At 73.6% G+C, this 20,118-nt stretch carries 16 protein-coding genes; 7 read left to right on the top strand and 9 right to left on the bottom strand.

Annotation, left to right across the window (positions count from 1 at the left end):
- Nucleotides 1–181: 181 nt before the first annotated feature.
- Nucleotides 182–883 (bottom strand): iron-dependent transcriptional repressor DtxR, encoded by a 702-nt coding sequence (locus AL2_RS33470; protein WP_067640854.1) that lies wholly within the window; start codon nt 881–883, stop codon nt 182–184.
- A gap of 99 nt (nt 884–982) precedes the next feature.
- Between AL2_RS33470 and AL2_RS33465 the strand changes: the two genes are divergently transcribed.
- The gene (locus AL2_RS33465; RefSeq protein WP_067640852.1) at nt 983–1,687 is read left to right on the top strand and encodes a UdgX family uracil-DNA binding protein; all 705 of its coding nucleotides are present in this window, start codon (nt 983–985) and stop codon (nt 1,685–1,687) included.
- Nucleotides 1,688–1,696: 9 nt separating this feature from the next.
- Here the strand turns inward: AL2_RS33465 and AL2_RS33460 are convergent, their stop codons facing one another.
- Both AL2_RS33460 and pdxH read right to left on the bottom strand, forming a co-directional pair.
- The gene (locus tag AL2_RS33460) at nt 1,697–3,055 is read right to left on the bottom strand and encodes an MFS transporter (protein WP_083947165.1); all 1,359 of its coding nucleotides are present in this window, start codon (nt 3,053–3,055) and stop codon (nt 1,697–1,699) included.
- Nucleotides 3,056–3,197: 142 nt separating this feature from the next.
- Nucleotides 3,198–3,920 carry a pyridoxamine 5'-phosphate oxidase gene (pdxH, locus tag AL2_RS33455; RefSeq protein ID WP_157438529.1) on the bottom strand — a complete coding sequence of 241 codons (723 nt, stop codon included), beginning with the start codon at nt 3,918–3,920 and terminating at the stop codon, nt 3,198–3,200.
- 126 nt (nt 3,921–4,046) lie between these two features.
- Here pdxH and AL2_RS33450 point away from each other — a divergent pair, with 126 nt between their 5' ends.
- Nucleotides 4,047–5,150, top strand: a complete 1,104-nt coding sequence (locus AL2_RS33450; RefSeq protein WP_067640850.1) for a citrate synthase 2 — start codon at nt 4,047–4,049, stop codon at nt 5,148–5,150.
- A gap of 65 nt (nt 5,151–5,215) precedes the next feature.
- Here the strand turns inward: AL2_RS33450 and AL2_RS33445 are convergent, their stop codons facing one another.
- On the bottom strand, nt 5,216–8,098 hold the full coding sequence (locus tag AL2_RS33445; protein ID WP_067640848.1) for a type 1 periplasmic-binding domain-containing protein: 2,883 nt from the start codon (nt 8,096–8,098) through the stop codon (nt 5,216–5,218).
- A 148-nt stretch (nt 8,099–8,246) separates the two neighbouring features.
- Here AL2_RS33445 and AL2_RS33440 point away from each other — a divergent pair, with 148 nt between their 5' ends.
- Together AL2_RS33440 and serC are read left to right on the top strand one after the other, a co-directional pair.
- Nucleotides 8,247–8,582, top strand: coding sequence for a hypothetical protein (locus tag AL2_RS33440; RefSeq protein ID WP_067640846.1), 336 nt, complete (start codon nt 8,247–8,249; stop codon nt 8,580–8,582).
- Nucleotides 8,583–8,626: 44 nt separating this feature from the next.
- Nucleotides 8,627–9,763 (top strand): phosphoserine transaminase, encoded by a 1,137-nt coding sequence (serC, locus tag AL2_RS33435; protein WP_067640844.1) that lies wholly within the window; start codon nt 8,627–8,629, stop codon nt 9,761–9,763.
- A 49-nt stretch (nt 9,764–9,812) separates the two neighbouring features.
- On the opposite strand, the gene AL2_RS33430 is transcribed toward serC, so the two are convergent.
- Nucleotides 9,813–10,715, bottom strand: coding sequence for a class II glutamine amidotransferase (locus AL2_RS33430; RefSeq protein ID WP_168444709.1), 903 nt, complete (start codon nt 10,713–10,715; stop codon nt 9,813–9,815).
- Between the two features lie 179 nt (nt 10,716–10,894).
- Here AL2_RS33430 and AL2_RS33425 point away from each other — a divergent pair, with 179 nt between their 5' ends.
- Together AL2_RS33425 and AL2_RS33420 are read left to right on the top strand one after the other, a co-directional pair.
- A complete protein-coding gene (locus AL2_RS33425; RefSeq protein WP_174550902.1) occupies nt 10,895–11,902 on the top strand; it encodes a hypothetical protein in 1,008 nt (335 codons plus the stop codon).
- Between the two features lie 128 nt (nt 11,903–12,030).
- Nucleotides 12,031–14,172, top strand: coding sequence for a hypothetical protein (locus tag AL2_RS33420; RefSeq protein WP_067640834.1), 2,142 nt, complete (start codon nt 12,031–12,033; stop codon nt 14,170–14,172).
- Here the strand turns inward: AL2_RS33420 and thpR are convergent.
- From thpR to AL2_RS33405, 3 genes are all read right to left on the bottom strand, one after another.
- The gene (gene thpR / locus AL2_RS33415; protein ID WP_067640832.1) at nt 14,109–14,792 is read right to left on the bottom strand and encodes an RNA 2',3'-cyclic phosphodiesterase; all 684 of its coding nucleotides are present in this window, start codon (nt 14,790–14,792) and stop codon (nt 14,109–14,111) included. The two genes, AL2_RS33420 and thpR, sit on opposite strands and share 64 nt — an antisense overlap.
- Nucleotides 14,793–14,843: 51 nt before the next feature.
- Nucleotides 14,844–16,091: an MFS transporter gene (locus AL2_RS33410; protein WP_067640918.1), complete on the bottom strand. Its 1,248-nt coding sequence runs from the start codon at nt 16,089–16,091 to the stop codon at nt 14,844–14,846.
- A gap of 209 nt (nt 16,092–16,300) precedes the next feature.
- Entirely contained in the window at nt 16,301–16,768 is a 468-nt protein-coding gene (locus AL2_RS33405; protein WP_067640916.1) for a MarR family transcriptional regulator, read from the bottom strand.
- Between the two features lie 135 nt (nt 16,769–16,903).
- On the opposite strand from AL2_RS33405, the gene AL2_RS33400 reads away from it, so the two are divergent.
- A complete protein-coding gene (locus AL2_RS33400; protein ID WP_067640830.1) occupies nt 16,904–17,164 on the top strand; it encodes a DUF2530 domain-containing protein in 261 nt (86 codons plus the stop codon).
- Here AL2_RS33400 and AL2_RS33395 read toward each other — a convergent pair.
- The gene (locus tag AL2_RS33395) at nt 17,161–20,118 is read right to left on the bottom strand and encodes a sacsin N-terminal ATP-binding-like domain-containing protein (protein WP_067640828.1); all 2,958 of its coding nucleotides are present in this window, start codon (nt 20,116–20,118) and stop codon (nt 17,161–17,163) included. The genes AL2_RS33400 and AL2_RS33395 overlap by 4 nt on opposite strands.

Genomic DNA, 20,118 nt, shown 5'->3' with positions numbered 1-20,118 from the left:
GATCCTGCCGACGGCCGCCGTCCCCGCCCCGGTGGTCACCGGGCGCCGCGGTACGGCCGCCGCATGAGTTCGCCTCGTCGTATTGAACGACGAACCCGCCGCCGGGATACGCCCGAAAGGCGCGATGGTAAGGAGATCTTCGGTATAGACCGCCGGGACCCGTGCTCGCACGCCGACCGTGTCAGCGCCTGCTGACGAAGACGTGCTCGGCGATGTCGCGCGGGAGTTCCGTCGCGGGCCCCTCGTCCTCGTCCTCACTGATCACCCGTACCCCGTCATCGGTCGCCCGGAGAATCACCTCTCGTCCCGGTTGTATCCCTATCTGCTTGAGTCTAAGCATCAGGTCACTGTCGCTCTGCACCTGCTCGCTGATCCGCCGGATCACGGCCTCCGCGCCGGCGGTGCTCGCCACCGCGGTCATCACCGACAGCGGCGCGTGGTCGCCGTCGTCGCCGTGCCCGCCCAGTTCGTCCAGGCCGGGGATCGGGTTGCCGTGCGGGCAGGTGGTCGGGTTGTCCAGCAGCGCGACGAGGCGGCGCTCGACGTCCTCGGACATCACGTGCTCCCACCGGCACGCCTCGATGTGGACGTCCTCCCAGGGCAGTCCGATGACGTTGACCAGCAGGCATTCGGCGAGGCGGTGCTTGCGCATGACGCGCGTGGCGAGACCGCGACCGCTCTCGGTCAGTGTGAGGTGCCGATCGCCCTCGACCCGTAGCAGGCCGTCGCGCTCCATCCGCGCGACCGTCTGGCTCACCGTCGGGCCGCTCTGGGAGAGCCGCTCCGCGATGCGCGCGCGGAGGGGAATGATCCCCTCCTCTTCGAGCTCGAACACCGTACGGAGGTACATCTCCGTGGTATCGATAAGGCCGTGTGAGGTCACAGCTCCCTCCAGTCTTATGACCAACGAGTCTACTTGCTGGGACCCCGCACCGCCGCGTCCCGCGAATATCCCCCTGAGGCCGGGTAGAGGGAACGCGAGATGAACGCGAAACCTTCCCGGGACGCGGAACCGTTCCTTCCCGACACCCCCGAGCAGCGCGCCGATCTCGGCGCGCTGCGGCACGCGGCGGCCGGCTGCCGCGGCTGCGGCCTCTACGAGAACGCCACCCGGACCGTGTTCGGCGAGGGCTCGCCGGGCGGACGGGTCGTGCTCGTCGGCGAGCAGCCCGGCGACCAGGAGGACCGCAAGGGCCGCCCGTTCGTCGGCCCCGCCGGACGCGTCCTCGACCGGGCGCTGGAGGAGGCCGGGATCGAGCGCGGCGACGTCTACGTCACCAACGCCGTCAAGCACTTCAAGTTCAAGCGGCAGGAGGGCGGCAAGCGCCGCATCCACGAGGCGCCGAACGCGGGCGAGATGCGCGCGTGCCGGCCCTGGCTGCTGGCCGAGCTGCGGATCCTGGACCCGGACGTCGTGGTCGCGCTGGGCGCCACGGCGGGCCGGGCGCTGCTCGGCTCGTCGTTCAGGGTGACGAAGCAGCGCGGGCGGCTCATGCCGCTGCCCGGCCTGGAGACGATCGGGACCCCGGCCGCCGCGCGCGAGATCGACGGCGAGCCGCCGGAGCGGGCCGCCGCGCAACTGCTCGCGACCATTCACCCGTCCGCCGTCCTGAGAGCCGAGGACCGCGACGAGACATACGCCGGCCTTCTAGACGACCTCAAGGTCGCCGCGTCCGCCCTCCGTTGAGGAGGGCGGTCAGGGCTCTGGCTGGACTGGTTCTGTTCTCGTGTCGTAGCGGAGCAGTGCCGGGACGGCGAGCGCGGCGACGATCACCAGCACCGCGCAGGCCAGGCCGCCGCCCACCCAGGACGCGGTGGCGCCGGCGACGCTCGCGGTCGCGCCCGCCCGCACGTCCCCGAGCCGGGGCCCGCCCGCGACGACGACGGTGAAGACGCCCTGGAGCCGTCCGCGCAGCTTGTCCGGCGCGTACGTCTGCAGCATCGACTGGCGGAACACCGCCGAGACCAGGTCGGCCGCGCCGCCGACGGCGAGCAGCACCACCACGAGCCACAGCCGGCCGGCGAGCCCGGACGCGGCCACGGCCAGCCCCCAGATGACGATCGACACGACGAGGGCGATCCCCTGCTTGCGCACCCGTCCGATCCAGCCGGACGACAGCCCGCCGAGGAACGCCCCGATCGCGATGGCGGCGAACAGCCAGCCGACCGCGCCGCCGCCGCCGAACCGGGTCTCGGCGACCTCGGGGAACAGCGCCCGCGGCATCGCGATCGCCATCGCGATGATGTCCACCACGAACGACATCAGCAGCACCGGCTGCGTGGCCAGGTAGTGCAGCCCGTCGATCACCGACCGCAGGCCGGGCGTGCCGGTGACGTCGCCGAGCGGCGGGATCGGCGGCAGCCGCAGCGCCGCGTAGAGCACGACGCTGAACAGCACGGCGTCGAGCGCGTAGGCCGCCGCGTAGTGCCAGTGGGCGAGGAGCACGCCGGCGAACAGCGGCCCGGCCAGCATCCCGAACTGGCTGGCGGTGAAGTTCAGGGTGTTGGCCGCCGGGACGAGCGTCCGGTCGACCAGCCGGGGGATGATCGCGCTGCGGGTCGGCGAGGCGACCGCGAACCCGATCGCCTGGATCGCCACCACGCCCATGATCAGGGTGAGGCTGCCGATGCCCAGCAGCGCCTGGACGAGCAGCAGCAGCGTCGCCGCCCACATCACGCAGGACGAGGCGAACAGCAGCTTGCGCCGGTCCATGTGGTCGGCGACCGCGCCGCCCCACAGCCCGAACACGATCAGCGGGACGAGGTTGACGAAGCCGAGCACGCCGACCCACAGCGACGACCTCGTCATGTCGTACACCTGCACGGGGACGGCCACGGCGGTGACCTGGAACCCGACGAACGACACGCCCTGCCCGAGCCACAGCCGCCGGTACGCGGGCTGCCCGAGGGGCCGGGTGTCGATGGCCAGCCGCCGCAGCCTGCCGCGCACGGTCCTCCGAGGTCCGGCGGGCTCCGGCCCGGCGGCGCCCCCGGCATCGGTCTTCGCGGCCGGGTCCTGCGCGTCGGCAGGAGGCGGCTGCTGTTCCGGTGTCACCTGATCCTCCGAAGGGAGCCCGGCCTTCGGGCCGGGGAGGAGTTCGGACTCGGCAAGGAGCGGTCGGGCGCGGCCGGGCCGCTCCGGCGTCAAAGCCCACCGGCGACCCGCGCTTGAGAACTCGCACGTGCCGCCGGGGCAGTCAGGGGGACAGTCTCTCCACAGTCCACTCCCCGTGTTCGACCGCACCCCCCGGAGATACTTCGCGACGGTAACGAATCCGGTCGTGCAGCCGGTCGCGGCGGCCCTGCCAGAACTCGATCGACTCCGGGACGACCCGGTACCCGCCCCAGAAGCCGGGCAGCGGGACGACGTCCGACCCTTCCCCGTCGGGCGCCCCCGGGGGCTGCCCGGCGGCCGGATCCGGCCAGCGCTCGGCGGCGTCGGCGTAGCCGCGTTCCAGCACGTCACGGCCCGGGATGACGCCCGACTGGTGCTCGCTCGCCCAGGCGCCGAGCCGCGACCCGTACGGGCGCGTCCGGAAGTAGGCGGCCGCCTCGTCCCGCGTCAGCTCGGCCGCCGGGCCCGCGACCCGCACCTGCCGGTACAGCGGATGCCACGGGAACACCAGGGCCGCGCGCGGGTTCTCGGCGAGATCGAGTCCCTTGCGGGACGTCAGGTTCGTGAAGAAACGGAAGCCCTGCGGTCCGTAGCCCTTCAGCAGGACGAGCCGCGCGCTCGGCATGCCGTCCGCGGACGCGGTCGCGAGCACCATCGCGTTCGGTTCGACCAGCCCGGAGGCGTGCACGTCGGCGAACCACGCGGCGAACAGCGCGAGCGGATCGGAGGGGAGCGCCGACTCGGACAATTCGCCCGACTCGTAAGATCTCCGGAGCCGCGCGGGATCGGGCGTTGGGGAACTCACAGCGTCAGAGCCTCTCACCTGGAGGTTGTGCAACTCGCATGACCCCTGGGTACTGGTCAGTAAGGCGGACAGGGTTCAATGGCACGGCACCGCCTTATCACTCTTGGGGACGAAAGGCAGGACGACATGTCCGACTTCAAACCTGGTCTTGAGGGGGTCGTCGCCTTCGAGACCGAGATCGCCGAACCGGACAAGGAGGGCGGCGCCCTCCGCTACCGGGGCGTCGACATCGAGGAACTCGTCGGCCGCGTCTCCTTCGGCGACGCCTGGGGCCTCCTCGTCGACGACAGCTTCACCCCCGGACTGGCCCCCGCCGACCCGCACCTCCTCCCGGTCACCTCCGGCGACGTGCGAGTGGACGTGCAGAGCGCCCTCCCCACCCTCGCCCCCGCGTACGGGATGCGGCCGCTGCTCGACATCTCCGACGAGGAGGCGCGCGCCGACCTCGCCCGGGTATCGGTGACGGCGCTGTCGTTCGTGGCGCAGTCGGCGCGCGGCGTCGGCGTGCCGATGGTCCCGCAGCACCGGATCGACGAGTCCGGGACCATCACCGAGCGGTTCATGGTCCGCTGGCGCGGTGAGCCCGACCCGAAGCACGTCCGGGCCATCGACGCGTACTGGGTCTCCGCCGCCGAGCACGGCATGAACGCCTCCACCTTCACCGCGCGGGTGATCGCCTCCACCGGGGCGGACGTCGCGGCCAGCATGTCCGGCGCCATCGGCGCCATGTCCGGCCCGCTGCACGGCGGCGCGCCGGCCCGCGTGCTCCCGATGATCGAGAAGGTCGAGCAGCTCGGCGACGCCCGCAAGGTCGTCGCCGACATCCTCGACTCCGGCGACCGGCTGATGGGCTTCGGCCACCGCGTCTACCGCGCCGAGGACCCGCGCGCCCGCGTGCTGCGCCGCACCGCCAAGGAACTGGACGCCCCCCGCTTCGAGGCCGCCAAGGCCCTGGAGGACGCCGCCCTCGCCGAGCTGCGCGAGCGCCGCCCGGACCGCCCGATCGAGACGAACGTCGAGTTCTGGGCCGCGGTCATCCTGGACTTCGCCGAGGTCCCGACCGCGATGATGCCGGCCATGTTCACCTGCGGCCGCACCGCCGGCTGGGCGGCGCACATCCTGGAGCAGAAGCGCACCGGACGCCTCGTCCGCCCGAGCGCGAAGTACACCGGGCCGGGCAGCCGCGCGATCGGCGAGGTTTCGGGAGCAGCGGACATCCTCAAGGGCTGAAAGACCTTCCCCCCGCGTCGACGCGCCTTGAGGCCCCCGGTCCGCACCGGGGGCCTTTGCGTCGCCTACTGCGCCGGCGCGTCCCGGTCCCCGCCGTCGCGGGGCGGGCAGGACGCCTTGCCCTGGGCGCCGGCGATGAGGCGGCCGCAGACCTGCTTGACCTCGGTGGTGCCGTCCGGCTCGATCGTCGCCAGCATGACCGGTTTGTCCAGGACCTGGTGGCCGGTGGTGCGGGAGCTGAAGCGGATGACGCCGCTCGCCCCGTTGCGCAGGACGTCATGGTCGGGGTCGTTCAGCGCCGCGAACACCGACCCGGCCGACGGCAGCGCCTTCTCCTGCCAGTACACCTTGCTCGCCACCGTCGCGACGAGGGTCACCGCGTCGTAGGCGACGGCGGCGCGGGTGACGGACGGCCGCCGGCCGGGCGCGGCGTCCTCGTCCGTCAGCGCGCGCACGGCCGGGTCGTAGTCGGAGTAGAAGGTCTGCGGGGCCTGGTCGCCGATCCACCGCCACGTCCACGCCTCCCGCGCGGCGAGCGGCGTGAAGTACAGGTCGAAGGTGTTCTTGCGGCCGATCTCGTCGGCGTTGTCGCTGACGTACTTGGCGATCTCGTCGTCCGCCATGACCAGCGGGCGCTTCGGGCACGACAGCTCCAGGACGTTGACGAACGAGCGGAACTCGTCGGAACGGCCGGCGTAGTAGAACATGTCGGGCTGGTCCTGGCACGCCTCGCGGACGGCCTTGTTCAGCTCGCCCGGGTTCTTGTACGGGCGCATGAGCGCCTTGCCGGGCCGGAACGCCTTCTCGAAGTCGGAGGCCAGGTTCCGGCTGTAGAGGTCGTCGGGGTCGCCGTCGTAGATGACCACCGCGCCGTCCACCTTCGCGCCGCCCACGTCGCCGTGCCGCGCCCAGTACGCGGCGTGCTCGGCCGTCCGCGAGTTCGGCGACGCGAGCCGGAAGTAGTACGGCGAGTATCCGGCGTCGTCGTCCAGCAGCGCCGTCCCGTCGTAGCTGTTGGCCGTGCCGATCAGCGGCAGCGCCGACTTGGCCAGCAGCTTGATCGCCTCCTGCGTCTGCCGCCGGCTCTGCTCGAAGCCGGTCACCGCGACGATGGAGCGGTCCGTCAGCGCCAGCTTGCGGATCTGCTGGGCGACGGGCACGGCGAAGCGGAACTTGGCGCCCGCATTGGCGATCAGCACCCGCAGCCGCAAGTCGTCGCCCTCGGCCGCGTCGTTGAACCGATTCTGCGCGATCGCCAGCCCGATCAGCTCGCCCTGCACCCCGGCGAGCAAGTCGATCCGCTTGTTCTTGATGGACGGGTCGGCGGTGACCGGGCCGAGGTAGACGACCGTCGCGTACGGCTTGCCGGACTCCTTGACGTGGTCGTTCAGCGCCTCGATGTGGTCGAGCACCTCGTTCAGCCGGTTGTCGTTGTTCTTGCCGCCGGAGTCCTCGCCGAAGCGGAACGATCCATCGGTGATGCCGACGCACTCGCCGTTCGCCATCCGCCTGATCCCGAACGGCGAGCAGTACTTCACCACCTGCACCGAGATCACCGTGACGGACGCCGCCGCGACCGCGACCATCGCGATCCACGGCAGCGCCGGGTGCGCGAGCCGCGGGCGGCGCCGCACCGGCCGGACGGGCGGCAGGTCGCCGCCCGGGTCGCGGGTGACGTCGATGCGCAGCTCGCGGCGGGAGCCGAGGGCGCCGACGCGGCGCTGCTCGCGGGTGTAGCGGTCCCACAGGCCGCGCGCGTCGATGACGCTCTGCGGCTCGCCCGTCGACACGTCCACCCGGATGGCCTGCGAGAGCCGGTCGAGGAGCCGGGGCGCGGCCGGGTCGTCGCCGGCGGGCGCGGTCGGGTCGACGCCGGCGACGACGATGAGCGGGTCGAAGCCGGAGACCCGGTCGCTCGCCTGGCAGTCGGCGCGGACCCGCTCGGCCAGCTCCACGAACGCCACCCCGGGGTGCCGGGCCGACAGATGCTCGAAGATCAGCACCGGGTAGCGGACGCGGGCCCACGCGGCGCGGCGGTAGTCGCGCTGGTAGTTGCGGCGCAGGTCCTCCAGGAACGCGGCGACGAGCAGCAGGTCGAGCTGCTCGCCGTGGTCGTCCGGCTCGACGGGCCGCGGGTCGAACACGCCGAGCGCGAAGCCGAGGAACCCGGTGGAGTCGCGGTCGACGTAGGGCTGGCGCAGGAACCAGCCGAACCGCCGCACCCCGTACCAGCCGCGCGTCCGGGCGACGATCTGCACGGCCACGAAGCCGAGCCCGATGACGGCGGCGAGCACGGCGGACGCGAGGTCGAGCGCCGCCGCCGTCCCGGCGCTGATCAGCGCGACGACCGCGATCCCGATCGGGGCGATCTGCTCCAGGAACGACAGGAACGTGGCGGGCCGGCCGCGCGGCTCCTCCAGGTCGCGCAGGACGTCCCGGCCGCGGCGGCGGATCACCCGGTTCAGCTCGCGGCGGCGCGCGTTCTCGTTGTCGCCGACGGGCGGGTGCGTGAGCCGCCGGACGAGCTGGTGGTTCTCCCGCTCGGAGGTCGAGGCGCCGCGCGGGACCGGGCGGTCCCCGGCGAGCCGGATCTCCCGCAGGTCGCGCAGCCACAGCGCCATCTCCAGCAGCGGGAACCGCAGCCCCGGCTCGGCGCGGCCGTGGCTGCTCGGCTGCGACAGCTCCCGCTTGGCCTCCCGCAGCACGCCCGCGACATCGGTGGCGGGCGTGTCGGCGGCGATGTGCGACACCGGGGCGCGCTCGTCCTCGCAGCGGGACTTCAGCATCTCGGCCGCGTGGGACGTGGCGCGGCCGGGGCCGAGCAGCAGGAGCAGCGGCCGCAGCCGCTCCCGCAACCGCCACTTCGGCCGCTCCCGCAGCCGTTCGAACAAGTCGAGCACTCCGCGCAGCCGATCCTCGCTCAGGATCCGGTCGCCGTCGCTCGCCATGTGCTCACGCCTCGCTTCCCCGGTCGCTCTCGCCCGCTCCCCCCGGCCGTCCGCTCTTGGACGCCGCAGACCGTCGCATGGACCGAGATTTTCTCCGCTCGGGGGCTCGGGGGAGGCGAAACCTGGCCACTTTGTCATTATTGGACGCATGAGCCAAGACCCCGACGAGCCACTCGACGGTGACATCGGCCCTGCGGCCGCCACAGGGGCGGAGAAGGCCGATGCCGCCGCGGAGTTGCGGCGATACGAGGCGGAGCGCGAAGTACGGCGGCGCCGTACGAACGCCGTGTCGGGGCGGATCGCCGTCGTCGCCGCCGCGCTGCTCCTCGCGTTCCTGGTCTACGACTCCGTCGGCACGGCCGTCGAGGCGCACTCCAGGGGGGACGAGTGGATCTATCCGCCGGGCGTCGTCGCCGCCGTCTGCGCGGTGGCGCTGGCGGCCCTGCTCACCTGGGCGTGGCGGCACCGGCGTCTCGGCATGTGAACCCGGACCGCGATCTTCGTAGCAGGTCGGATAGCCTTCTACAAGTGACCGACAGCGCTAATCCAGCCATTGACATTCCAGCCGATCTCAAGCCCGCGGACGGCCGTTTCGGGTGCGGTCCCTCCAAGGTCCGTCCCGAGCAGCTCGCCGCCCTGGCCGAGTCCGGCTCCACCTACATGGGGACGTCGCACCGCCAGAAGCCGGTGAAGTCCCTGGTCGGGCGCGTCCGGGAGGGGCTGGCCCAGCTGTTCTCCCTGCCGGAGGGCTACGAGGTCCTGCTCAGCAACGGCGGCACCACCGCGTTCTGGGACGCGGCCGCGTTCGGGCTCGTCCGGCAGCGCTCGCAGCACCTGACGTTCGGTGAGTTCTCCAGCAAGTTCGCCAAGGTCACCACGAGCGCTCCCTGGCTGGGGGACCCGACCGTCATCACCGGCCCGCCCGGAACCCACCCGGAGGCGTCCGCCGAGGAGGACGTCGACGTCTACGCGCTCACCCACAACGAGACCTCGACCGGCGTCGCGATGCCGATCAGGCGCCCGGCGGGCACGATCGCGCGCGAGGGCCTCGTCCTGGTGGACGCCACGTCGGGCGCGGGCGGCCTGCCCGTGGACGTGTCCGAGACCGACGTCTACTACTTCGCGCCGCAGAAGTGCTTCGCGGCGGACGGCGGCCTGTGGGTGGCGCTCGCGTCCCCAGCGGCGCTGGAGCGGATCGACGAGATCGCCATGTCCGACCGGTACGTCCCGGAGTTCTTCAACCTGAAGACGGTCGTGGACAACTCCGCCAAGGACCAGACCTACAACACCCCGGCCGTGGCCACGCTGCTGCTGCTCGCCGAGCAGATCGAGTGGATGAACGGCCGGGGCGGTCTGGAGTGGACGACGTCCCGCACGGCCGACTCGTCCCGGCGGCTCTACACGTGGGCCGAGAAGACCTCGTACACCACGCCGTTCGTGGTCGACCCGGCGCAGCGTTCCCAGGTCGTCGGCACGATCGACTTCAACGACGACGTGGACGCGGCCGCCGTCGCGAAGACGCTGCGCGCCAACGGGATCGTCGACACCGAGCCGTACCGCAAGCTGGGCCGCAACCAGCTGCGCATCGGCATGTTCCCGGCGATCGACCCCGACGACGTCGAGGCCCTGACCGCCTGCGTCGACTACATCGTCGAGCGCCTCTGAGGGACGTTCGAACTCCCGGGGGCGCCACGCCGCGCCCCCGGGAGCCCGGTCAGCACCGGCCGGCGTGGTGGAGGAGGCCGGCGCGGTCGCGTTCCTGGTCGGCGCGGGTGAAGCCCGTCCAGACGCGCGGGTCCAGGTCGGTGTCGCGGGCCGTGGGCACGAACTTCGCGGTCGTCAGGATCTCCGGCATGTCGCGGCGTCCCGGGCGGCGTTCCATGCCGATCTTCACGTAGGTGCCCTCGCGGAGCATGACGACGCCGGCGAACTCGACGCTCGTGTGGCGCTCGGCGTCCCGGAACCAGCGCGGGTTGGACGCCCAGTAGATGTTCTGGTCGGTGTCCACGGCGACGGTCAGCGGGCTGAGGGCGCCCCTGGCCAGGTGCACCTCGGTCGGCCGGTCGCGGTGCACCCAGGCGAGCGCGACCCGTCCGACCACGGCTTCGAGGACGGCGGTCACGTCGGACGGCACCCGGCAGCCGGCGAGCAGCTGGAAGATCGACTCGCTGTCGGTCGTGCCGGACGCGGGGGGCAGCGCGAAGCGGGCCCGCAGGCCGGCGGCGTCGATGTCCCCGTTGTGCGTGGCGACGACGTCCTGGACGGCCATCGGGCTGGCGTTGCGCGGATCCAGCGGCGTCCCCTGCGTGGCCCAGCGGGTGTGGCCGAGCGCGACGGGCGAGCGGTCCAGCTCGGGCACGTACGCCGGGCGCCAGACCTCCCCGAAGCGGCCGCGCCCCTTGACCACCCGGCAGCCGCCCTGGGGGCCGCCGAGGCCCGGCCACGCGCCTAGGCCGGGCCACGCGCCGAGGAGCGCGAGGCCCGCCGAGTCCGTGCCGCGCTCCTCGGCGAGCATGCCCAGCGTGACGAACACGTCCGACGCCCGCCCGGGGTCGGCGGCGAACGGCGAACGTACCAACCCGAACAATCCGCACATGTCAGATGAGATGCAGATCATGGGCGGACGGTTCGAGTCGTGCATGCGGCCGAATAAGCTCGACCCGTGAACCGCGCGCCCCGATGGCTGCTTCCCACCGTGCTGACCGCGCTCGTGCTCGCCGTGGTCGTCGGTGCGCTGCTGAGCTGACCGGTGCGGGCCATATGATCGGCGGGGCGCGGAACGGGGATGATCAGGCCATGTCAGCAAGCCGCATCGTCGCTCGCGCAGCCGCCGCCCTCGCTCTCACCGGCGCGTCCGTCGCGGTCTTCGCCCCCGCCGCGTCCGCGCGCAACGGCGACCGGGTGGCGTTCACGATCAGCGACCCGCGGATCACCGAGTCCAGCGGGCTCGCGGCGAGCGCGCGGCATCCGGGCGTCGTCTACACGCACAACGACTCCGGCGGCGTCCCGAAGATCTACGCGCTCGGCCCGGACGGGCGGGTGCGCGCCGTGCTGACGGTCGGCGGCGCCGGCGCCCGCGACTGGGAGGCCATCGCGCTCGGCCGCGACGACCGCGGCCGCCCGGCGATCTTCGTGGCCGACATCGGCGACAACCTGGGCGGCGCCTGGCCGTACGTGACGGTGTACCGGATCCCGGAGCCGGCGCAGCTGCGGAGCCGGACGCTGCGCGCGACCGCGTTCAGGATCAAGTACGCCGACGGGCCGCGCAACGCCGAGACGCTCATGATCAACCCGAGGACCAACCGGCTCTACATCGCGAGCAAGCTGTTCGGCGGCAAGATCTACGAGGCGCCCGCGAAGCTGCGGACGAGCGGGTTCAACGTCATGCGCAAGGTCGGCGACGCGCCCGCCATCGCGACCGACGGCGCGTTCTCCCCCGACGGCCGCACCTGCGTGATCCGCACGTACTTCGGCGCCCGGCTCTACTCGGTCCAGCCGGACGGCAGGCCGGGCAAGTCGCTGAAGTCGATCGACCTGCCCGTGCAGGCGCAGGGCGAGTCGCTCACCTACACGGCGGACGGCAGGTCGCTGCTGGTGGGGTCGGAGGGCAAGAGCCAGCCCGTCTACCAGGTGCCGCTGCCGGAGGAGGCGCGGCCGTCGCCGGCGCCCTCGCCGACGAACGCGGAGACGGCGGGCAAGACCGTCGAGGGCCACCGGGACGCCTCCAGCACCCGGGCCGGGCTGTTCCTCGCGCTGGGCATCGCGGGCGCGGTCGGCTACGGCCTGCTGAGGAGACGGCGGTGACGCGCGGGAACCGGGTGGCGGGAGTCGCCCGTACAACCTGACCGGCACGATGGAAAAGGCTTTCGGAGGACGACCGGATCGTGGAAGGAGGCGACGGTCCCGCGGGGACCCGTGTGAGGATGCGGACTGTGGAGCATGAGCTGGTGGGCCTCGCGGGTTCCGGCGGCCGGTGGCGTCCGGTCGCCGCCGGCCCGTTCACCGTCCTCGCGGTGGCGCTGGCGCTGCTGCCGATCCGCCCGGTGTGGCTGTGGGCCGCGCTGATCGGCGCCGTCGCCTCGATCCCGTGGCTGCTCGGCGCGATCCCGGACGCGCGCCGCCGCCGTCCCCGCCCGTACTGGCGGCTGTCGGCGGCGGGCCTGGAGCAGATCGGCCGCGGCGGCCTCGTCATGGTGTCCTACGAGCGGTCCCGCCTCGACGGCCTGGCCATCACCACGGGCGACGGCGTCCTGACCGTCTTCCACCGCTTCGGGCGGACGGCGGTCGGCGGCATGACCGCGATGGGCCTGGAGCCCCTCGCCGTGTTCGTGACGGCGCGGCGGCTCGGCATCCCCATGCACGTCCTGGACGGCGAGGCGACCGACCTGCTCGACCCGGCGCTCGACGAGGCGCTGCGCGCCTCCGGGCTGGAGGACGACATCCCGGGCGGCGGCCCGCTGCCGCGCGACCACGCCGCCGAGAAGCGCCTCCTGGACCAGGAGGCCGCGCTGCTGGCGGCGGCGTACGAGCCGCCCGCCGAGCCGTCCACGGGCGACCGGCCCGTCCGCGGCAGGGCCGGCCGGGTCGGCGAGCAGCGGCTGGACACGCCGGAGCCGCTGCCGAGCCGCCGCCGGATCATGCTGCTCGGCGCGCTGACCGCGCTGCTCGGCGCCGTGATGATCGTCCGGATCGCGCTGGACGGGACGAGCCAGTTCGGCGCCCGGCTCGCCGCCGGCTGCTGGGTGCTCGCCGCGATCGCGGGCGTCCTCGCGGCGCGCCGCCGGCTGCTGCGCGCCGCCCAGATCCGCTGGACGATCACCGCCGAGCGGCTGCGGGTGCGGGCCCGTCCCGGCCGCCGCCGCGAGGTGCAGGACCTGCGCGCCGGCGACGTCGCGGCCGTCGTCGTCGGGCCCGGCCTGCGCCTCGACCCGGTCAGCGGCGAGCCGCGCCGCGCCGACCTCGCCGCGCTGGCGTTCGGGCACCGGCTGGAGCTCGTCGCCCGGCTGCCCGCGCACGGCCTGGACGGCTTCCAGCTCGCGCACGCCCTCGACGACCACGGCTACCGCGTGATCACTCCGGGGGCGCGGGCGCCGCGCCGCCCCGACTACGGCCTCGAAGGGCTGCCGGAGATCTTCGCGCAGGTGCCCGGCGGGCGGCTCGTCGTCACCGACGGCGGGCTCGGCTGGGCGGACGCCGCCGGCGACGTCGTGCTGAAGATGCCCGAGGACCGCATCGGCGGCATCGAACTGCTCACCATCGGCGGGCACGCGTGGGTCCGGCTGTACGACTCCGACGGCGACGAGTTCTTCGCCGCGCCGCTATCGGCGCTGCGGATCTCCCGCACCGACCTGCGCGACTCGGCGCGCCGCGCGGGCCTGCCCGTCAACGACGCCGAGTACGACGCGTACATGAGCGCCGCGTTCCATTCCGCCGTGTCCACGCTCGCGGCGCCCGAACCCGAACGGGCCGCGGCCGCGCTGCCCGCGCAGCCCGGGGCGCCGGAGGGCGGCGGCCCGGACGCGGCGGGCGGCGTCCCGGCGCCCCGGCCGGCCGACGTCGCGTTCCCCGTCTCCGCGCCGCCCAGCCCCGCCACGGCCCCGGGCGCGCTCCTGGACGCGACCCGCCGCTCCCGCATGGGGACGTACGGGATGAGCGTGCTGCTGTGCGAGGCGGTGGCGCTGCTGGGCGCGGTCTGGCTCGGCCCCGACCTGGGCGGTTTCAACGCCACGGCGAGCTGGTCGGTGCCCGCCGGGCTGGCGATCGGCCTCTTCGGCTACTGGCTGTACGACCGGAACCGGTCGCAGCTGCGCGTGTCGTCCGCCGGGCTCGCGGTCGTCACCCGGCGCGGCAAGGTCGAATGGGACCTGGCCCGCGACCGCGTCGGCGGCGTCGGCATCGACGAGTCGGCGGAGCGGATGCCGCGCCTCGTGGTGTGGGCCCCGTCCGGGCGGGTGCTGCGGCAGATCACGTTCCCGCCCGACCTGGACGAGCTGCGCCGCGCCTGCGAGCGCTACGGCGTCCCGTGGGGGCCGCCGGACGCCGACCGTCCCGCGCCGCCCCCGCCGGAGCTCTGACCTCCGGAGCCCTCACCGCCGGAGCTTTCACCACCGGAGCTTTCACCACCGGGGCTCTGGCGCAGCGACCAGGTCTTCAGCGACTCGTACGTCACCTGGCTGTAGTCCTTGCCGGGCAGGTGGCTGCGCATCAGCTGGACGGAATGGGCCGTCCAGGGGAGGCCCGCGAACGCCGACAGCGGGTCGATCAGTGTCCGCACGTCCACCGGCCGCCGGGAGCGCGCCAGCGTCAGGTGGGGGCGGAAGCCGCGGTGCTTGTCCGGCAGGGTCCCGACGCGGCGTCCGGCGGCGGTGGTGGACGCGGCGAGCCGCGCCAGCCCGCGGCGGTCGCCGTACAGGCCCGTCCACAGGACGCGGGCGTGCGCGCCGCTGCCGGGGAACGCGCCCGCGCCCGCCAGCGACAGCCTCATCCGCTCGTGCCGCCCGACGGCGCGCTCCAGCCGGGGCAGCAGCCGGTCGAGGGTGCGGTCGTCGACGTCGCCGAGGAACGTCAGCGTGACGTGCAGCAGGTCGCGCCGCACCCAGCGCAGCTCCGGCACCGCGTCCCGGTGCGGGCGGACGGCCTCCTCAAGCTCGTCCAGAATGTCCGGTGGTGGTACGAGCGCCACGAAAAGCCTCATGGGAGCGTCCGGAGGGCCACCCGGCCAGCTTTTCAGCAGACGGCACCGTTGTCACGCGGATCGGCCCGCCGTCCTCAGCCCGGGACGCAGCCGCCGCAACGCGGCCCGTCCCTCGCCCCGTGCCGCCACCGCTCCGACGGCGAGCGCCGCGAGGACGGACACCAGCCCGCCGAGGACGAGACTCATCCGCGCCCCGAAGTGCTCCGCCAGCCAGCCGATCGCGGGCGCCCCGACCGGGTTGGTGCCGAGGAAGACGAGCATGTAGAGGGCCATGACGCGTCCCCGCATCTCCGGGGACACACCGAGCTGCATGGTCGCGTTGGCCGCCGTCGTGATCGTCATCATCGCGATGCCGGTCGGGACGAGCAGCGCCAGGAACAGCCAGTACGTCGGCATCAGGCCGGTGACGACCTCCAGCGTCCCGAAGACCAGGCCCATCGCCACGAGCAGCCGCAGCCGCGGCCTGGCCACTCTCCTGGCCGCCAGCAGCGCGCCGCTGAGCGCCCCGAGCGCCAGCATGCTGGACGCGAGCCCGAACGCCGACGCGTCGGTGTGGAAGACCTCCTTGGCGACCAGCGCGACCGTCGTGGTGAAGTTCATCCCGAACGTCGCGAGGAACCCGACGAGGACCAGCACGAGCATGAGATCCCGTCGCCCGCGCACATAGCGGAGCCCTTCGCGCAGCTGCCCCTTGGCGCGCTTGACCGCCGGGGCGTCCTGCAGCTCATCGGCCCGCATCGCGTAAAGCCCGAACAGGACGGCGCCGAACGAGGCGGCGTTCACCAGGAACACCGGCCCGGTCCCGATCAACGCGATGAGCACCCCGGCGACCGCCGGCCCGAGCAGCCGGGCCCCGTTGAACGTGGCGCTGTTCAGCGCGATCGCGTTCGGCAGGTCCCGCTTGCCGACCATCTCCACCACGAACGCCTGGCGCGTGGGGTTGTCCACGACGGTGGCGACCCCGAGCCCGAAGGCCAGCAGGTACACATGCCAGACCTGCGCGTTCCCGCTCACCGTGAGCAGCCCGAGAATCAGAGCCAGCACACCCATGGAAATCTGCGTGAGCATCAGGATGCGCCGCTTGGGATAGCGGTCGGCGATGACCCCGCCCCACAAACCGAACAGCAGCATCGGCAGGAACTGCAGACCGGTGGTGATACCGAGCGCGGTACCGCTCCCGTGCGCAAGTTCGAGCACAAGCCAGTCCTGCGCGACCCGCTGCATCCAGGTGCCGGTGTTGGAGACGACCTGGCCCGCCGCGTAAAGCCGGTAGTTCCGGTTCCGCAGCGACCGGAACATCCCGGCCCGCGCGCCCACGCCGCCCGACACGGGTCCGTCTCGTCGGGGGAGGTCTTCTGCGGGCGGAGCCTTGGGGCGGAGGCCGCGCGTCGCGGCCCCCTTCGGTTCCCCAGGGGTGTCGTTAGCAGAAGTCATTACCAAAGCTAACGTTAATCGGGCTATCGCCATTCCGGCAAGTGCCGCCGGACACGGCCCGCCGCACCGGCGCGTCAGGAGCGGCTGAGCCGGTCGATGATCGGGGCCGCCCGGCGGAGGATCTCCCGCTCGTCGGCGGTCAGCTCGTCGAGCCGCCTGGCCAGCCACGCCTCCTTGCGGCGCCGCTCGTCCGCGAGCAGGGCGGCGCCCTCCTCGGTCGCGTTCAGCACGACCTGCCGCCCGTCGGTCGGATGCGGGCTGCGCGCGACGAGCCCGCGGTCCTCCAGATGGGCGATCACGCGGGTCATCGAGGGCGGCTGCACCTTCTCGTGGTCGGCCAGCTCGCGCGGCGTCATCGACCCGTGCCGCTCGATGGCGGCGAGCGCGGCGAACTGCGTCAGCGACAGCGGACGGCCGCCGTCGCCCGCCGCGGGCGGGCGCAGCGTGCGCAGGCGGCGGGTCAGCCGCGCGATCGAGATGCGCAGCTCCTCGGCCAGCCCCGGCGCGGACGCCGTGCGGCCACGGATCGGTGGCGTTGTCATCGTCATTGGTCTCCCGGTGCTGGTGCCCATGCTGCCACGCCGCCCGCGCCGGCGTTCCGCCAGGCCGGTTCTGAGCCGCTCATCACCCCGGTCACCGGAGGACGAGCCCCGCTCCGGCCACGTAGCCTGAGGACCATGAGCCGACCGCGCCGCCCGGACCCGCCGCCGATGCAGACCAACGACGTCCGTATCGCGGCCGCGGGCACGGCCGCCTGGGCGGTCGCGCTCGTCGTGCTGCTCATCGCCGGGCTGCCGTCCGAGGACCGCTGGTGGCTGTGGGTGTGCGCCGCCGGCATCGGGATCGGCCTGTTCGCCCTGTGGTACGTGCCCAGGCTCCAGGCGGGACGCGCCCGTGCCGACGCCGCGCGCGCCGCCGAGCGCGAGCGGGTCGGCTAGGGCTCCAGGTCGGCTTCGGCCAGCAGGACGGGCAGCGCCTCCGGGTCGCGCAGGACCGCCTCGACCAGGAGGCGGCCGGCCCAGTTCCCGGTCGACCAGGCGAGCGCCCGCGCCAGCCCCTGAATCCCGCTCGCGTGGATTTCGCCGTCTCTCGTCCACCACGGGACGTCCTGGCCGTCCACGATGAGGCGATCGTGGGCGAGGTAGTCGGCGGGGGCGTCCGGCAGGACGGCCCTTACCGCGTGCGGCACGGGACGCTTCTCAGCCTCCGAACCGACCTCGCCCGGTATCTCCTCTCCGGCCAGGGGGAGATCGAGAAGTTCGGTGAGGCGGGTGTCGCGTCCCTGAGCGGCGATGACGAGGGGTTGTCCTTGAAGGAGCGGGAGGAGGTCGGGGCCGTCCAGGATGAGGGCGTCCCCCGCGTCCACGACCTCGACCTCACCGTCCACGATGGCCCGCACGTGGTCGGGTGGCTCGATGACCGCTTCTGGTGCGTCGGCCAGCGCGGTCCACAGGATGCCCAGCTGAGTGCGGGTGACGGGCCGGTCGGGGTCGGCGAGCCGGTCGAGCAGCTCCTGGGCACCGCCAGGCTCGTCGAGCAGCTCTTCGAGCGATGTGCGGACACCCAAGGCGAGCAGCAGCCGCTCGTCCAGGCCCTCTGGCGCGACGTCGTAGAGCCCGGTCAGCGCCTCGTCCCCGCCTAGCCGGAACTCCCCCGGCCTGCGGCCGTCCAGGACCGGCCGCCGGCCCAGCCACCACGCCGTGTACGACGGGACGGCGACACGCCTGCCGTCGTGCAGGGCGGCATGGGCGGGATCCACGATCGCGGCTCGCCACGGCGGTCCGGCCAGCAGCCGCAGCGCCGCCGCCCAGTCATCGACGAGTTCCAGGTCGCGGACGGCCGCGAACTCCGGTACGAGGGGCGGGAGGTCCTGCGGCCCGATCCGTCTCAGGGCCTCGTCCGCCCACAGGTCCTCGTCGTCCAGGTCGAGAGGCTCGGTCTCAGCGGCGAGGCCCTGCAGGTTCACGTCCTCGGCCCTGGCGAGCGCGAACCCGTCCAAGACTCCGACGGCCGCGAGCGTCTCCGCACCCCACCGCTCCAGGACCTCGCCGTCCACCACGCCGAACGGCGCGTCGTCGGCCATGAGCCCGCGCAGCGGGCTCTCCGGCAGCAGCAGTTCGCCGGCCGGGTAGAGCTCGCCGTCGTCCGCCGGCAGGGCCAGCTCCGCCAGCCACGGCTCGTCGCCGGGATCGATGTGCGCGGCCCACACGAGCCCCAGCACGGCGTCCGCGACCGCATCCGGGTCATCGGCCTCGAACGACTCCTCGACGGCCGCTCGCACCCCGGGATCCGCCAGCACCGTCCGCGGGCCCGCCTCGATCGCGCCGAGCCGCGTCAGCAGCGGGTGGACGGCCTCCGGGTGGACGAACCGCAGCCCGAGCGCGTCCAGCCCCGCCGGATCGACGCCGTCCGCGATCAGCAGCCCCCGCGGCCCGCGCACGACCCGCGCCGCTTCGCCCGCCAGCGGCACCGGCAGGGCGCCCAGAGCGTCCCTGGCGGCCCCGTCGAGCGCCCCGTACACCCGGTGCCACCACGCCGGTTCCCGGTCCACAGCGGCCAGCTCGTCGATCACGTCCGCCAGGTCGACGCGCCGCACCCCGAGCGCCGCCAGCGCGGCGCTCCGCGCGGGCCACTCCGGCGGCAGCAGCCCGCCGACCACGGCGTCCGCGCCGCCGAGGACCTCGACGAACGCCGCCGGCGCGTCGACGGCGACGGCGTCCCGCCCGCGCATCCGACGCGGCAGCACGGGCGCCTCGGGCAACCGCTCCCGGATCGCGCGCCGCAGTCGCGCGTCGAGTTCTCCGGCGCCCACCGGCCCCGGCACGAGATCGAGCACGCGCGGCGACACCGGCGCCTCGCCCAGCAGCCGCACATAGGAGTCGGCGGCCCGCTCCACGAGGAACTCGGTCAACGCGCCGGGCGCGACATGCCGCCGATCGGGCGCCAGCGGGAACGACGCGATGAGCAGGGCGGGCAGGTCGAGCCGCTCGTCACTGGGCGTGGGCGCGTGCACGACGCTCGGCATGCCCTCGGGCCACCCGTCCTCCGGCAGAGCCCATCGAACCTGCCAGAACGGCCGTGCCCGCTCCTCCACGGGACGGTCCGCCAGGAGCGCCGCGGGGATCTCCCCATGCGCTTCGACCGTCCGCCACGAACTTCCGTTGATGACGACCTCGCCGTCGGCACGCCGCTCGGCGGTGAGCTCACGCACGTCCCCGTCGACGTCGATCTCGACGCGCTCCAACGCCGGCAGTGCCAGCATCAGCGCCGGCCCGACGTCCCCCAACTGCCGCCGGACGGACGCAGCCGCGTCCTCGAACAACGGCAACCGCACGACCGTGTCGAACCCGGCGGGGACGCCGGGCACCTCGTCCAGCGCGAAAGGCAGCCGCAGCAACGGCACATGCCCGCCCCGCCGCCCGACCTCCCCCGCAAGCGCGGGCACCGCCTCGGCAAGCTCCCGGGCCCGCCCCCGCGACCACCCGACTCCCGCATCCCCGGACGCGATGACGGGGGTGTCGGTGACGGCCACGACGGCGGCGAAGCCGACGCCGAAGCGGCCGGTCGCGCTCGTCTCGTCGCGTTTCGCGGACGCGCGGAGGGTGGAGAGGGCCTCGACTCCGGGCGCGTCCAGCGGCGAACCCGTGTTGGCGGCGGTCAGGACGGTGCCCGGCGGCGACGTCCGCAGGGTCAGGCGGAGGCGACCGGGGACCGCGGCGCGCAGCGCGGCGTCGGCGGCGTTCTGGGCGAGCTCGATGACCACGCGGTCCCGGTAGCCGCCCAGGGCGTGGTCCTCCTCGGCGTTCGCGTCCTCGCGGAAGCGCGCCGGGGACTCGGCCCAGGCGCGCAGCACGCGCTCACGGAGGGCCCGCGTGCCGAAGATGTCCGGCAT

It is taken from the genome of Actinomadura latina NBRC 106108 (assembly GCF_001552195.1).
Lineage (GTDB): Bacteria > Actinomycetota > Actinomycetes > Streptosporangiales > Streptosporangiaceae > Spirillospora > Spirillospora latina.
Note: the sequence above shows the minus strand (reverse complement) of the source record. Positions and strands in the feature narration are given on the sequence as shown.